General features: G+C 63.7%; 14 protein-coding genes. 5 read left to right on the forward strand and 9 right to left on the reverse strand.

Annotation, left to right across the window (positions count from 1 at the left end; genetic code table 11):
- Positions 1–46: 46 nt before the first annotated feature.
- From HL658_RS33595 to HL658_RS33625, 7 genes are read right to left on the reverse strand one after another with little or no spacing between them, the layout of a single operon-like run.
- Entirely contained in the window at positions 47–1069 is a 1023-nt protein-coding gene (locus tag HL658_RS33595) for a GDP-mannose 4,6-dehydratase (protein ID WP_180286657.1), read from the reverse strand.
- 28 nt (positions 1070–1097) lie between these two features.
- Positions 1098–2069, reverse strand: a complete 972-nt coding sequence (locus tag HL658_RS33600; RefSeq protein WP_180286658.1) for an NAD-dependent epimerase/dehydratase family protein — start codon at positions 2067–2069, stop codon at positions 1098–1100.
- Positions 2062–2586, reverse strand: a complete 525-nt coding sequence (locus HL658_RS33605; protein WP_180286659.1) for a dTDP-4-dehydrorhamnose 3,5-epimerase family protein — start codon at positions 2584–2586, stop codon at positions 2062–2064. Before HL658_RS33605 ends, HL658_RS33600 begins: the two co-directional genes overlap by 8 nt.
- 1 nt (position 2587) lies before the next feature.
- Positions 2588–3580 (reverse strand): NAD-dependent epimerase/dehydratase family protein, encoded by a 993-nt coding sequence (locus HL658_RS33610; RefSeq protein WP_180286660.1) that lies wholly within the window; start codon positions 3578–3580, stop codon positions 2588–2590.
- 31 nt (positions 3581–3611) lie between these two features.
- On the reverse strand, positions 3612–4583 hold the full coding sequence (locus HL658_RS33615) for an NAD-dependent epimerase/dehydratase family protein (protein WP_180286661.1): 972 nt from the start codon (positions 4581–4583) through the stop codon (positions 3612–3614).
- The gene (locus HL658_RS33620; protein ID WP_180286662.1) at positions 4580–5506 is read right to left on the reverse strand and encodes a methyltransferase domain-containing protein; all 927 of its coding nucleotides are present in this window, start codon (positions 5504–5506) and stop codon (positions 4580–4582) included. The genes HL658_RS33615 and HL658_RS33620 overlap by 4 nt, the downstream gene beginning before the upstream one ends.
- Before the next feature lie 60 nt (positions 5507–5566).
- Entirely contained in the window at positions 5567–6295 is a 729-nt protein-coding gene (locus tag HL658_RS33625) for a phytanoyl-CoA dioxygenase family protein (protein ID WP_180286663.1), read from the reverse strand.
- Positions 6296–6432: 137 nt separating this feature from the next.
- Here HL658_RS33625 and HL658_RS33630 point away from each other — a divergent pair, with 137 nt between their 5' ends.
- Genes HL658_RS33630 through HL658_RS33640 form a run of 3 tightly spaced genes read left to right on the forward strand, consistent with a single transcriptional unit; the run spans position 6433 to position 10136 of the window.
- Entirely contained in the window at positions 6433–7326 is an 894-nt protein-coding gene (locus HL658_RS33630; protein ID WP_180286664.1) for a phytanoyl-CoA dioxygenase family protein, read from the forward strand.
- Positions 7327–7354: 28 nt separating this feature from the next.
- Positions 7355–8404 carry an FkbM family methyltransferase gene (locus tag HL658_RS33635; RefSeq protein WP_180286665.1) on the forward strand — a complete coding sequence of 350 codons (1050 nt, stop codon included), beginning with the start codon at positions 7355–7357 and terminating at the stop codon, positions 8402–8404.
- Entirely contained in the window at positions 8385–10136 is a 1752-nt protein-coding gene (locus tag HL658_RS33640) for a glycosyltransferase family protein (RefSeq protein WP_180287713.1), read from the forward strand. Before HL658_RS33635 ends, HL658_RS33640 begins: the two co-directional genes overlap by 20 nt.
- Positions 10137–10202: 66 nt before the next feature.
- On the opposite strand, the gene HL658_RS33645 is transcribed toward HL658_RS33640, so the two are convergent.
- Both HL658_RS33645 and HL658_RS33650 read right to left on the reverse strand, forming a co-directional pair.
- A complete protein-coding gene (locus HL658_RS33645; protein ID WP_180286667.1) occupies positions 10203–11042 on the reverse strand; it encodes a hypothetical protein in 840 nt (279 codons plus the stop codon).
- 84 nt (positions 11043–11126) lie between these two features.
- A complete protein-coding gene (locus tag HL658_RS33650; RefSeq protein WP_180286668.1) occupies positions 11127–12368 on the reverse strand; it encodes a hypothetical protein in 1242 nt (413 codons plus the stop codon).
- A gap of 480 nt (positions 12369–12848) precedes the next feature.
- Between HL658_RS33650 and HL658_RS33655 the strand changes: the two genes are divergently transcribed.
- Entirely contained in the window at positions 12849–13715 is an 867-nt protein-coding gene (locus HL658_RS33655; protein ID WP_180287714.1) for a hypothetical protein, read from the forward strand.
- Between the two features lie 108 nt (positions 13716–13823).
- Complete coding sequence (locus tag HL658_RS33660; protein ID WP_180286670.1) at positions 13824–14729, forward strand: sulfotransferase; 906 nt, start codon at positions 13824–13826, stop codon at positions 14727–14729.
- The last annotated feature ends 310 nt before the right edge of the window (positions 14730–15039 follow it).

Genomic DNA, 15039 nt, shown 5'->3' on the forward strand with positions numbered 1-15039 from the left:
CAATATGGTTGCCAGGATATGTCCCTGGTGCGCCATGCCGGCGACTTCATCGGACCAGCAGGCGCCCGTCCTCACGAGCCACACGGTCGCGCCAATAGTTCAACAAATCCTTTATTGTCCGCTCGTACGGGATCCGGGGCTGCCAGCCGGTGTGCGCCTGGAAGCGGCCGGTGTCGGGCACCTGAAGGTCGGCGTCGATCGGGCGCAGCCGGTCGGGGTCCACCTCCACCCGGATCTCGTCCCGTCGCGGCGACAGGTCGATCAGGTCCTGGAGGATCCGTCCCACCGTGCAGCTGTGCGTGCCGCCGATGTTGTAGACGGCGCCCGGCCGGGGATCGACGGTCAGCAGCATGTGGTAGGCGCGCACCGCGTCGCGCACGTCGGCCACCGTGCGCAGGGAATCGAGGTTGCCCACCTTGACCACCGGCTCCACGGCGCCGCGCTCGATCAGGGCGATCTGCTTGGCGAAGGTGGATTCGGCGAACACGTCGCCGCGCCGCGGGCCGGTGTGGGTGAACATCCGCGTCACCAGCACCCGCATGCCGTACGCCTCGGCGTAATACCGGCCGACGAGGTCGGTTCCCACCTTCGAGATGGCGTAGGGCGAGGCCGGGTGGAACGAGCAGTCCTCGTTGATCGGCAGCTTTTCCCGCGGCACCCGGCCGAACACCTCCGACGACGAACAGACGTGGATGAACGCCTCCGGGCTGGCCCGGCGCAGCGCCTCCAACACCCGCACCGTGCCCTGGACGTTGGTGTCCAGCGTGTCGAGGGGGGAGTCGAAGCTGGTGCGGGGAAAGCTCTGGGCGGCCAGATGGAAGACGTAGTCGGGCCGGCTGGTCTCCACCACGTGCCGCACCGCCAGCTCGTCGCGCAGGTCGCCATAGACCAGATGGACCCGGTCCTTGCGGTTGATCCGGTCGGTCAGCCCGGCCAGGTTGTCCAGCGGGCTGCGCCAGCGCAGCATGCCGTGGATCTCCCAGTCGGTGTTCTCCAGCAGATATTCGGCCAGATGGGAGCCGACCATGCCGGTGATGCCGGTGATCAGCGCACGGGGGGCGGCGGTCATGGCCGGGTCTCCGGTTGGCGGGGCGGGATCAGCGGGGATGGCCGGCGCCATGGGCGCGGAACCAGTCCAGCGTGCGGGCCAGCCCCTCGCGCAGCGGCGTCGTCGCCCTGAAGCCGTAGCGCTGCTCGGCCAGGGAGGCGTCGATCAGCCGGATCGGGATCATCTGCGGCTTGGTGGTGTCGTAGGTGACGGTGACGTTCCGCTGGTCCGCGATGTCGATCAGCATATCCAGCACGTCGCGCACCCGCACCCCCTGACCGGAGGCGATGTTGATCGCCTCGAACCCCCTGGCCTCGCGGAACACCGTCAGCATGCCATCGATGAAATCGTCGATGTAGATCAGGTCGCGGACATCGTTGCCGGTGCCCCAGATCGCCATCGGGTTCTCCTCGACCGCCACCCGACGGACCAGCGCGGCGGTGACGTGGGAGGTCTTGGGATTGAACTTGTCGTACGGCCCATAGATGTTCGACGGTCGGATGACCACGCAGGGCATGGCCGGGGTGATCTTCTCCGCGTAGGTCCGGCACAGGACCTCCACGTAACGCTTCATCCAGCCGACCGGAAAATAAATGTCGTAGGGATCGCCGGCGAACATCTCGTCCTCGCGCACCGGGCGGTCTCCCGACGGCGGGTAGGCGGCGCTGGAGCTGATGAAGCAGAAACGCTTGACCCCGGCCTCCCAGGCCGCTTGCAGCATCAGCGTGTTCATCAGGACATTGGGGGTGACGTGGGACAGCGGCGTGTTGGCCATCACCGCGGCGCCGGAGGTGTTCGCCGCGCACATGAAGACGAAATCCATCCCCTGGACCACCCGGGCGCAATCCTCCGCACGGGTCAAATCCACCGGCACATACTCGACCCGGGTGTCCGGGATGATCGCCGGAGACCGGAACAGGGTGGCGCGCACGGCGGCCCCCTCCGCCAGCAGCCGTGGGATCAGGTTGCAGCCGATCAGGCCGGTGGCGCCGGTGATCAGGACGCGCGCACCGTCAAACATGGGGGACCTCGTCATCACGGCGGGACAGGATGGGGGTCTTGACCGGCCACCAGATGCCGATGGCGGGATCGTCATAGCGCAGGGTGAACTGGCTGGACCGGTCGTACTGGGTGGTCTGCTTGTAATGGAAGATCGCCCGCTCGCTCATCACCACATGGCCGTTGCCGTGCCTGGGCGGGATCAGCACCGACAGCCGGTTGCTGTCTGACAGGGTGAATCCTTCCCAGCGCCGGTAGCCGGGAGAGCCGGGATCCCAATTGACCACCGCCAGATAGAAGGAGCCGTACAGGCAGGACACCAGCTTCCAGGTCTTGCCGTCGCCGTGGACGCCCCGCAGCACATGACGGCCCGAGGTCGAGATGTCGTCCTGAAGGAAATCCTGGGTCAGACCGGCGGCGTGATAGATATCGCGGTTGTACAGCTCTACATAACTGCCGCGGAAATCCTCGAAATTGGTCGGCGCCTCGATCACCAGCACGCCGTCCAGAGTGGTCTCGCGGACCTTCAGCGCCGTCATCTCACGCCTCCCGGAAGTAATTGACCTTGCGCTCATGTTCATCGGCGTTGGTGAGGTACCATGCCCAGGTTTCCCGCAAACCCTGCTCAAGGCTGGTCGAGGGGTGGTAGCCGAGCAGGCGGCGGGCCCGGGAGATGTCCATCACACGCCGCGGAAAGCCGCCCGGCTTGTCGGTGTCGAACCAGGCCTCGAAGGGCACCACCTTCTGGAATGTCTCCACCAGCTCGCGGATGGACACGCCGGTACCGCTGGCCAGATTGACCGGACGGCCGCCGGTGCCCTTGACCAGGGCCAGGATCACCCCCTCGGCGACATCGCGGCTGTAGGCGAAATCGCGGATCGCCGACCCGTCCCCCCACACCTGCACGGGGTTGTCGCCGCGGCGGACCTTGGCCATCAGCGTCGGAATGACCATGGCGTTCTCGGGATCGAAGTTGTCGCCGGGGCCATAGACGTTGCAGGGGCGGACCACCGCGAAGTGGTCAAGCCCGTATTGCTGGGCATAGGCGCGGATCTGCATCTCCGCCATCCGCTTGGCCCAGCCCGGAAACATGTCCATGGGCGGACCCGTTTCGATCTCGTCGGATTCAACGAAGACCTCGGCCGCCTCGTAGGCCCCGATGGAACTGGTGTAGACGAGCCGCTGGACCTTGTTGACCCGCGCCGCTTCCAGCATGTTGGTGTTCATCATCAGAAGCGGGACGAAGAAGCTGGCCGGCTTCGATTTGGTGACCTCCACCGATCCTTTGATGCCGGCGACATGGAGCACATCGTCCATGCCATGGGTCAGATCCTTGCAGGTCTGGAAGTCGCACAGATCGGCGAGGGTGTGGCGCGCCCTCGGATCCACTTCGATCCGGTCCAGGGAAACGCAATTGACGTGGGCGCCGGCATCGCACAGGAGCTTGACGATCTGGCGGCCGATCAGCCCCGTTCCGCCGGTGATCACCATGTTCCGGCCGCGCAGGCCAGCGCTTACCGTCTCGGGCAACATGCCTGTTCCTCCGCCTTGTTCAGCGTCTCGTTCATTGCGGCTGCGGCCCGAGCGCGCGGCGGCGCCACCGTACCACATCGGCCAGACCATGCCTCAAGTCAAAGCAGGGGGCATAGGCCAGCCGCGCGCGGGCGCGCTCGATACTGATCCGCCGCACGGGAATGGCGGTCGGCTTGCCGGCATCGAAGCGCAGAAGGCTGGGGCGGAACGCCACCGCCTCCAGCACCGCCTCCACCGCCTCGGCGATGGTGACCGGCTGCCCGGAGCCGATGTTGAAGGGCCGGGCGTCGGCCGCCTGCTCCACCGCATCGACCAGGGCACGGGCCACGTCGGCGGCGTGGACGAAATCGCGCACCGCCGTTCCATCGCCCCACACGGTGAAGGGATCCTCGCCGGCCAGCGCCCGGTCGATCAGGTTCGGCAGCACATGGGCGTGCGCCCCGAACCGGTCGTTGGGGCCGTAGATGCTGGTGGGGCGGATCACCGCGACGGCGAGAGCGCCGGTCCGGACCAGATGCTCGGCCACCTTCTCCAGGGCGCGGTTCAGCCAAGCCAACCCGAAATACCCGTCGAACGGTGGATCGACGAAACCCTCTTCCTCCGTCAGGGGATGGTCGGCCAGGGGATAGACCGTGGTGCTGCTGACCAGCCCGGCACGCGGCACGCCGGCCAGTGCCGCCGCCTCCATCAGCTGGGTCGCCGTCGTCAGGGTCTGGGTGATCTGGACGACCGAGCGGCCGATCATACCGGCCCCCCCCACGACGCCGGTGCAGATATAGAGGCGTTCGGCCCCCGCCACGAAGCGGGCCGCCGCCTCCGGATCGCGCAGGTCGCCAGCGAAATCCTCGCACCCGGACAACTCCGGCGGCAGAGGGTTGCGGAAGCGCGCCGCCCGCACGCGGGCCCCGCGTGCGGCCAGCAGGGTCGCCACATGGCTGCCCAGCAGGCCGGAGGCACCGGCCACCGCCACGGTGCGACCGGTGAACACTTTCCTCCCGGTCACAACGGCTCCCAGATCGTCAAGGAGTAGCATTCCTGATAGAGGCTGCCCCAGCCGAGACGACGGGCGACCCGGATACGGGCGCGACCCTCCGCCTCCAGCTCCCGCAAGCGTGTCAGGTATCCGTCGAGATAGCGGCGGTACCGGTGGTAGCGGATGGCCAGGGCATCGGGCAGGGAGGCCGGGTCGTAATGCTCCAGGGTCGGCTCCATATGCAGGCAGAGCCCCGGCCGCTTCTCCAGCAGGAAGTCCAGAAACGGCCCGAAACGGCTTCCCACCTGTTCCAGAGCGCAGAAGGTCATCACCGCGTCGCCCCGGCCAATGGACAGCCCGGGATCGGGATCGAAGAAATCGAACCGCAACCCGGTCAGGTCGAAGCCGTGATGGTCGGCGATGTCCCCGATCAGTCCGACCGAGGCCGGTGACCAGTCCAGCCCGGTCAGCCGCTTGTCCGGGGCGAGCCTGGCCAGCGCCGCCAAGTTGAAGCCACTACCGCAGCCGAATTCCAGAACCGAGCCGAAGGGGGCGAGCCAAGCCCGGAACAACCAGTCGCGAAACACCTCGAAGGCGCTGAGTTCGAACCGGGGATCATCCGCCTCTGCGTAGTCGCCGGCGATCCGGACCAGACGGCTGCCACCGACGAAGGTGGGGTTGAGCGCCTCCAGATCCTGGCCCGCCTCGTGGAAACGGGTGCGCATGTCGCCCCAGGCCCCATCCCAGATCCGATCCCGATGGGCGCCGACCTGGGTCAGCCCGCCCCCCTCGAGCCGCTCGATCACGCCCAGGATCAGCCGGTCGCGCTCCTCGCGCTCCAGCCGGCGGTAGCCGAGGTTCGCTCCGTCGATGAGCGCCAGCGTCTCCGGCGCCAGCGCCGTGGCAGGGACGCCGAACGCCCGTGCGAAATCCTCGATGGTCAGACGTGGCATGGAACGTATCCGTGAGGCGGGGCAAGGAGCGGAGGAACGCACGGGCGGGGGGAGGCCGGGTCAGCCTGTTGCCGCGTCGTCGTAAACGTCGAACGCTTCGCGCTTGGCAGCGAACCCCGTGCGATAGTCCACACCCTCGCGAACATACGTCATCAGCAGCACGTGCCGGAAGCGGTTCGTGCTGGTGTTGTCGTGGGAGGAATGGGCAACGTGGCCGTGGATCAGCACCACCGAGCCCCGGCGGGCGGTCACGCTCAACGGGTTGTAGCCCGGCGGCAGCTTGGCCTCCTGGCAGTTGGCGTTCGGATCCTGGCCGAAGGTGCTGGGCTGCTCCACCGGGGTAACGTCGAGCAGCGCCTCGCGGTGGCTGCCGGGATAGACGACCAGGGAGCCGTTCTCCGGGTCGACGTCGGTGAGGGCCAGCCAAGCGGATCCGAACGCACCATGGGGGGAACGGACGTAGAAGTTGTCCTGATGGATCGTGAAGCCCTGTGTTCCCGGGCGGCCGAAGAAGAATTGGGTCTGCAACCCCCTGACGCGACCGCCCAAAATCCGCTCCATGATGCGAAGCAGGGCCGGATTGCGCATGGGCGCTTCGAAGACCGGGTTGATCCGGTGAGGATTCATGACGGGCGTCAAAGAGCCGTCCCGCGCGGACGGCAGGTCGTTTGCTGCATCAATCAATCGAAGGCACACATCCTCCGAGAACAGATCGGGCTCGATGAAAAATCCGTTCCGCTGAAATTCCGAAAGTGCACTATCCGGATCTTGGGTGAAAGTTATTGCCATGGCGTTCACTCCCTAACGTCTTTGCGATAGCGCATTAATAAAATATCAAGGGTGGGTTAACAAAATCGAAATTCAATGAATTCGCCCCATGGGTGAGAGGGGGCGGTCGGAACGAACCACCGGGGGAGAACGCCTCGATGCAGATCGGGCACTACGGCAACACGATGAAGCTCGTCGCTCCCGAGGAGCAGCGGATCTTCAAGGAGGACATAGAGGCCCGGGGCTTCCTGCCGACGCGGTATGGCACCGGGCTGAAGCCGGTGCGCTTCGATGTGGCCCGTTTCGATTTTCCGGGCGAGATCAAGCGGTTGCTGGTGGACAAGGGGCTGGTGCGGGCCGCGGATTTGGTGGAATCGGACAGCCTCTCCAATCTGCACCGCCTGATCCCTGACGAGTTGCGCCGGCTGGACGAAGGGGAACTGAACGAAGTGGCGCGTAGCTTCTACGACACCGACGCCGGCTTCCTCGCCGTCTACCACCGTTTCATCCGCGACGTGCTGCGGCCGCTGTTCGATGGCGACCTTCTGTTCCAGGCGACACCCACCATCCGCTTCCACTTCCCCAAGCCGGAGGGGTTCGCCTGGAAGCCCCGTTACCACACCGACATCATGCTGGGGCATCCGCCCCAGGAGGTGAATGTGTGGATCCCCTGCACACGGGTCTTCGGCACCAACTCCATGGCCATCGCCCCCCTGGACGAGAGCGAGGCGGTGCTGCGGGAACTCGATCACGACCTGGAGGCGCTCGCCCTGCGGGTGCAGACCGACGATGCCTTCGCCGCCCGGATCGCCGCCATGTCGCGGCCGGTGGTGATGGACCCCGGCGAGTTCCTGCTCTTCGACAGCCGCTGCCTGCACGCGACCCAGAAGAACGAGACCGACGCGACCCGCATCAGCCTCGACATCCGGGTCCTGCCGGTGGATGAATGGCGTGCCATGCGCATGATTTATCGGGGAACCGGCCGCCGCCGTATGCCATTCGACCGCGGACACTATTATGATCAGCGTCTTGTGAGCGAACTTGCGCTCTGAGCCCCTTGCCATGACGGGACGCTGATCCGTGATCAACCCCCTGTTCGATCGAACCGCCCTCGTTCAAAGCGGTCTGCTGGATTTGCCGTGGGCGGCCGCGTTCCGCGAGGCCCCGATCGGGCTGATCGACGTCGGCGCCCGCTGGGGTCCGAGCGAGATCTTCCAGGCCGCACCGGAGGTGTTCGATGTGCTGGCCTTCGAGCCGGACCCCCGGGAGGCGGATATTCTGGAGCGGGAGATCGGTCCGGGTGGCGGCTGGGCGGGCTTCCGGGTCCATCGCGGCGCCCTGGGGGCCGGCACCGGCACCGGTGCCCTGCACCTGCTGTCCAAGGCCAACAACAGCTCGCTTCTGCCGGTCAACCGCCATTTCACCTCCCGCTACGCGTTCCGCGGATTCGAGCTGGAGCGCGTCCTGGAGGTGCCGTTGCGCGCGCTGGATGACGTGCTGGCGGAGGACGGGCACGGATCGGCGGCGGAGATCATCAAGATCGACGTGCAGGGCGCCGAGATAGAAATTCTCAAGGGCGCCCGGCGCACCCTGGCCGAGCGGGCTGTCTGCGTCATCTGCGAGGTCGCCTTCTTCCCGTTCTACGAGGGCATGCCGCTGTGCGCCGATGTCGTCCGTTTCATGACCGATGCCGGCTTCTCCCTCTATGGCCTGCTGGACGCCCAGAACCGGTCGACCAAGCGCCTCGACAAGTCCCGCTTCCGGGCGCGCGAACGGCTGTGCCACGCCGACGCGGTGTTCTTGCGCGACCCGCTCGACCACCCCGACGGTCTGGGGTCCACCGCCGTCCGCCAGGCACAAGTGCTCATGGTCGCGGCCATCCTGCTTGGATACCTCGACCTTGCCCTGGAACTGGCCGACGCCGGCGCCTTGCCGGAGGCTGAACGGGCGCCGTTCGCCGACGCGATTCGGCGTCTGGCGGCGGTGGAACCGGCGGCTGTCGTCGCCGACGCGGAAACCCTGGCGGCGCGGGTCCGCGCGGCACCGGCGGACGCCATGCTGGAGACGGCCCGCATGGTCGACCGGCTGCGGGATTTCCAGACGGTCCACGATGTGCCCCGCCGGGATTGAGCGTTCCCTCGGCCGGGATGCAAGGCAGGACCGGGGGGCACTGATTGCTGGCGTTCATGACTCGCTGGCGGCGGGGCGGTTCGAGGAGGCACTGGCCCGCCTGCCCCCGACGCCGCTGGCGTCGGGGGATCTGGAGTTGGCAGCACTGCGGCGCCTGTGCCTTGCCCGCTCGGGCCGGGTCAGCGAGGCGGCGGATCTCGGTGCGGCGATCGCGGCGCGCTCGCAGGAGGCGGACGACTGGTTCCGCTGCGCCCAACTCGCCAACGCGCTGGGGAAGGGCGGCGAGGCGCTGCCTTGGGCGTTGCGGGCACTGGCGGTGGCCCCCTTCTCGCCACGGTATGTCGAGGCCGCGGCGCACGCCGCCCTGCTCCAACCCCAGGGCATCGGCGCCGCCATCGAGGCGTTGCGGGCGCTGCCCCTGCCAGGAGCGCCGGTGACGGCTGGCTGGCGGGGCGACGGTCTGCTGGCGGCGCAGCGGCTGCCCTATTATGCCCAGTATGACAGCGACCACCACGCCCACATGGGTTGGGTGACACGGCTGCGACGGACGACACCCGACATCCTGCCGGCGGGCGCCTGGCGTGGCGGCGGCGGACTGGCCGACATCCTGCCGGCCGCCGCGGCGATCCGCGACCACTTCCAGGCGCTTCCCCATGTGGAGTTCCGGCACGCGGCGGAGTATGCCGCCGTGCGGCTGTCATGCCTGCTGGTGCCGGAGGGGCGCTGGCCGCTGGAGTTCGTCAGCACAGCACCATTGAGTTTGGGCCAGCGGCCCTGGGTGTTCTGGTTCGATATCCTGTCCAGCCTGTTCAATCCGTTCGCATCCCTGGAGGACATGCGGATCGATGATCACTGCCCCTGGTACCGGATCGTCAAGACGCTTCTCGAAGCCCCCGCCTGCCGGGCCATATGCAGTCACTATCCCCGCTCGAAAGGCTTCATCGGCGCCTTCTTCCAAAGCCGGATCATCGCCGGGAAAACCCGCCATGTCGGTCCCTGCGATCTGGGGGCCGGTCCGGAAAGCCCCGCGGTCGCCACAGGGCGGCGTCCGGCGCCCGGCGACGGCAACCGGGTCACCCTGCTGTTCACCAACAGCCGGGCGCAGCGGGACGCCGGATTCTATTTCCGAGGCGGCGTCGATGTCCTCAACGGATTCGAGCGGCTGGCCGGGCGCTTCCCCGACCTCCACCTGATCCTGCGCAGCCCGCTGCCCGCCACCCTGTCACAGCGTCTGCGAACCCTGGCGATGGAGCACCCGCGCATTCGCTGGCTGCCCGATTTCCTCGCCGTCGACAAGCATCATGCGGTGATGGCGGAGGCGGACATCCTGGTGATGCCGGGACCGATCCTGTACCGCAACGGCGTCACCGAGGCCCTAAGGCTGGGAATCGTGCCCATTCTCGGCGATCCGCCGGGCATCGAGGAGGTGGTGGAGGACGGGGTGAACGTGGTGATCGTGCGTGGGCGGCGGCACCGCATGCGGATCGACCCCGGCGTGCCGGAACTGACGGCCAACCTGTCAGGGCTGATGGCCGCGACCGATCGTCCGGCGGATCCGGCCTTCTTCGAATCCTATGTCCGGGCGTTGGAGGCGCTGGTCGCTGCGCCGGATCGTCGCGCCCGCCTGAGCCGGGCCGGGATGGCGGTCCTGCAGGCGGGGCCGGCGGATCTGGAGGCTTTCGAGCGGGTGATCGCCGAAGCCCAGCATCCTCCGGATGCCGGAGCATGCTGACCCGCGGCGGGCCCGCCGCCGAACGACCGGTTCGGCGTGCTGCCCGACAGGCACGGCACAAGGGCGTCAGCAGGGCAGGTCGTAGCCGAGTCCCGTGTATATGGCCCGCAGATCGGTGCGTTCCAGATAATCCCGGAACAGCTTCCGCTGCCAGTCCGCCCATTCCTCCATGATCCGCGCGTGATCATCCGGCTCGCCGAGCCGGTCAACGGGGGCGAGCGCCATCATACCCTCGATCTCGGTGGCCGACGCCCTCAGCCGGCCGGCGGTCACATGGTGGAGCAGGGTGCCGAAACACTCCAGCCGCGTTGTCAGCTCCTCCATGCGGAACACCGGCGCCGTCGTCCGCAGGAAGGCCGCATCGCTATTCATGATGAGCAGCAAGCAGGAAACGAAATTTTCCTCATCCTCCCCCTGTGGAGCCACCCCATGGCGCTCCAGCAGGTCGGCGATCTTCCCCACCTGCCCGGTGTAGAAATCGGACATCATCTCCCGGTGCCGGGGATGCTCTTGTCCCATCGCACGGCATTTCCGGACCATCGAGCGGATGCGCGGCAGGGGGTGCCGGGTGACGTGGCAGATCCGCAGACGTGTCTTGAAATTTTGTGGATAAAGATATGGTCCGATGATGTCGATCCCATGCACATTTCCACAAAATTCCTCTGAGTAATCGTTGAATATTGAAAAATAACGGTCGATATCAAGAATTTGACCGGAAAGCAACCAGTCAAGAACCGCTTCCCGGCGCGCGTGATTGCTGTCCGGATCTGCCATGCTCGCCTTGTTGGGGCGCCAATCCGCGCCATGGGCGGCGAGAATATGGGGATGGCGGTTCAGCGCACGCGTCAGCCACTGGGTCGCCGTGCGACCGACACCGCCAATGATGAAATGGGTCTTCTCGGTCATGCTCTCTATTCCATGGCGGGTGCCCCGGCGGAACACCCATGCTTGATCGACATCGGCAGGGGATGCCATCGCTCCGGCGTCCGGTCAGTCGTCGTAGATCGGCAGGATGTGGATGAGAATGGTCGCCTGTGCCGGCACGCCCTCCGGCGTGGTCAAGGAGAAATGCAGTTTGTGGCGGTCGAGCACGGCGTTGGGGGTGGTGGCGAGGGCCTTGGCTCCCCCGGCCTGGTTCAGGCCGGCCTGAACCAGGCCATCGTATCTCTGGCTGGCGGAGACAACGGCGGTTCCCTGCTTGCCCGGCCTCGTGTACAGGCCCCCCATCGCGTTGGACAGGCAGGTGCTGGCGTCGAGCATCACCGCTCCCCACACCAAGTAACGCGTCGATGGGCAGGTGATCGGAACGATCTGGTCCGCATCGGTGTTCATATCGACGCGCACCAGGGCTCCTTGCAGGGGGCCCACCGGCGCGCCGCCGCTCAGCAGGCGTTCCCCGCCGACATGGCCGTCATAGAACCCGGAGCGATTCGTTCCCGGTTCCGAGCCCGGAAATCCGCCCGCGGCGGTCTTCAGGTCGGTCCCGATGCTCTTGCGCGAAATGACACCGCCGTCGCTCACCAGATGACGGGGACCGGTCGCCTTGCCATGGAACGGATAGCGCCAGTTGATCACCGACATGGTCTGGGCGCAGGCGAATGCGTGCGAGAAATGCGGTTCCCCCTCAATCACGACGAACTTCTCTGGATCGCCCGAGGTCGCGATGTTGGAGCCTGTCGAGGAGAAGAGATGGTAGCGGGCGCCGCCGACGATCTTGTAGCCGTCGAGTATGGTGAACTGTGCGTTGCCGGCAAGGATTTGCGCGTAGGCGGCATCCCCGAACTCCATCGGGCCGATCAGGAAGATGATGCCGCGGAACGTCGCCCGCAGCCCCGTCGCCAGCAACCCGGGGTCGCAGGAGGTTGCCCGGATGTGCAGACCCCTGAGATAGACGGCGGCACCGTTCACCACCCAGATGGTGGCCATCGATTCCCGGTCCCAACCGGAATCCAGCACGACCCTTCCCGGATGTTCGACGTCGCCCTGGATGATCAGGCGTCCGCCGCCCCGGTGGGGACCGCGGATGGTGACGTTGGTGTCGGGGTAGAAGCCCGCCCCGACCTGGATCGTCACGTCGTGGCCGGCGAAGTCGACGGACGAGTAGAGGATATCGACGGCCCGTTGAATCGTGCGGAGCGCGCGTTCCGGCGAATCCCCCAGACCGTCATTGGTGTCGTCACCATCGACCCGGACATGGTAGGTCCTGCCACCTTCCAACACTTCAACGGCCATGGGTTCCTCCCTGGCGCGGCCATGAACGGCGCAACCGCTCGCTCCATGTCACCGCCGACATCAAAACGGCACCATCGATCTGATGTCGGTACGGATTAATAACCTATTAAAAATAGTCTGGCGAAGGATGGGCTTTCCGTGCATGCCTTGTGGTTCTTTGTTCGTTCCCAATCTCTGCTCCGCCATTATCAACCAAACACAGCCTATTCTCGATAATCTATGTTCGTTAAGATTTTTTTTCCAGATAGAGGGGAGAGGAGGAGCCTCCATGGCATCGGAACTCCAGGCGCATACCGGGTGGGAACCGCGGATTCTCTACAAGCGGGCAATAAAGGATTTGTTGACCTATTGGCGTGATCCTGTGGCGGGAAGGAGGGATGTCTGCTAATCCGACAGAATCGGGAGAAGTAAAATCGCAGAATATTGGTATTTTGATCACCAATCCCCGCAAGCCACAGGATCAAAAAATGATGCCGGAGATTGAAACCCAGCAGAGAACGTTTTTTTTTTCTGGAAAGCTGCGGAAGGACAGCCACCAACTGGATAGCCGAAGCTATCAATCGGCATCCAGATGTCTTTACAACTCACGGCATTGACGTCACACCCGTAACGGTTGATCGAACGCTTACTCCGGACTTCAAACGGCCGCCGGACACTGCTCTGCGCAGTGAGGCCGACCTTCATCTCGACGATTACTTCGACATACTGGAAGGACAACGGGAAGAATCGGTTATCGGTAGCATTCACGGATACAACGCCGCTGTACCTTACCTGAACCCAGGTACCTATCGTCGCCATTACCGAATCGCGACGGTAACACGTCACCCCGTTATTCGAACCGTGTCAATGCAAAATCAGATCCTGAAGTCTTTTAATAATGCCGAAAGCGCGCGCGATAGAATCATTGCAAGAAATCGTAGTTTCGTAGAAACAAATTTGCCGGCAAGTCCAGAATATTTGGAACTCCTGCGTACCGCCAAATTTGATATCGATAGCCCGCATGATATGGCGTTCATTCTGTCGATCCTGGCCATACGTAACAGAGATTCCGTTAATTTTTGCAGCGGTATGCCAATCTATCTTATGGAGCGGCTGACCAATGAAATCGACAATTTTTGTCATATTTTTCATTTCATTACGGAAAAGCGAGTTTTTTTGAGCGAATCGTTTCTTGATGCCGTCCTGAAACAACCGAAGAGATTTGCGTCAGCGACAGAACGTGCAGGGTTCATCCAATACAAAGGCTGGACTGAGTGGCAACGACGGCTCTTTATCCTGGCTATGGAGCATGAGAATCTGGGCGGGGCGTACGATGCCCTTGGCTATGACATGTCTTATGTCTGCTAAACCCGCGTCCTCCACATCACTCGGACGGGTTCATACCGAATCAGGTTACGACGTCGGAATGCACAGCATCCGATACGAGCGCTCCGTGCTTGGAAAGACAATGATATCATGACAGAAGAAAATTCCCCCATCCCATCGGCCGGAGAAGTCATTGGGCCAGATTTTATTGCCATAGGCCCCCCTCGGACTGGAACAAGTTGGTTGTTTCAAGTTCTGAATTCACAGCCAAGCTGTATGTTTTTTCCTGTTAAGGAAATAAACTACTTTTGCATTCACATCGAAAAAACCAAATCACGCCTCGCAGAGCGGCTTCTGTTGCTCGATGCGCGCAATTCCGAACATAATTATCATAAATCTATTTATGAAAAAATCTTGCGATCCAATGGCAGTATCGCCGACTATATGCAAATCTTCAGAAGACCAAAGGGAAAAATAGTTGGCGATATCAGTCCGTACTATTTCGACGCAGTCTCCAAGAAGGACATGGAAAAAATCAGGTTTATAATTAATGATAAAAATATTCCAATAATAATAACCTTGCGCGATCCTGTAATGCACGCCATGTCCTGGCTGAAGCACCTGAATAAAATGAGGGTTATTCCCGTAGAGGAGTTTTCAAAAGACTGGTCAGATATAATTTGGGATGAATTTTTGGCGTGGTCGGCGCGGATGACGTACGCACACCATTTCAAGCGCTGGAAAGAGGCAGCGGGGAATAATTTGCGAGTCTTTCATTTTGAGGAAATCCTCCAGGCACCGGCAGGCTATCTCAAGAGTATTGGAAAGGAAATCGGCATAGACATTACCCTGAGTGATGCCGATATCTCGAATCTTTCCATCAAAGTCAATGGATCTCCGGAATTGGCACTGCGTCCGCGTCTCGTCTCAGCCATTGCTGCCGCTCTCACTCCAGAAATCAATGCATTCGCGCGAATGGTGCCCGCAGAGATTACCGAGAAGTGGTATGAGACAGCCCGCCTCGCGCAGGCCACTCCCGAGGCACTGATCGAGTGATTGCTCAGGGGGCTGGCCGCGGGCAGGATCGTGCGCGAGGCGAAGGTAGCCAGCCCCGTGAGCAATCACCGGGGCGCCAACGTCCACGCCCTGATCCGCTCCGTCACCGGTACCGGACGCCTCAACGGCCTATCGGGGTGACGACACGGGAGTGATCATTATGTACATCGCCATTATCAACGAAAGACAGTAAGGAATAGCACTTCCAGCGGTTACGTGCGACTCTCAGCCATCAAGCGCGGAGAAGACGATGGGATCAGTGCTGGAAGAGCTGACAGCCATTCGGACCGTGGCGGAGATGACCGAAGCG

The sequence above is a fragment of the Azospirillum oleiclasticum genome, from assembly GCF_013423485.1.
In the GTDB taxonomy this organism is placed as follows: Bacteria; Pseudomonadota; Alphaproteobacteria; order Azospirillales; family Azospirillaceae; genus Azospirillum; species Azospirillum oleiclasticum.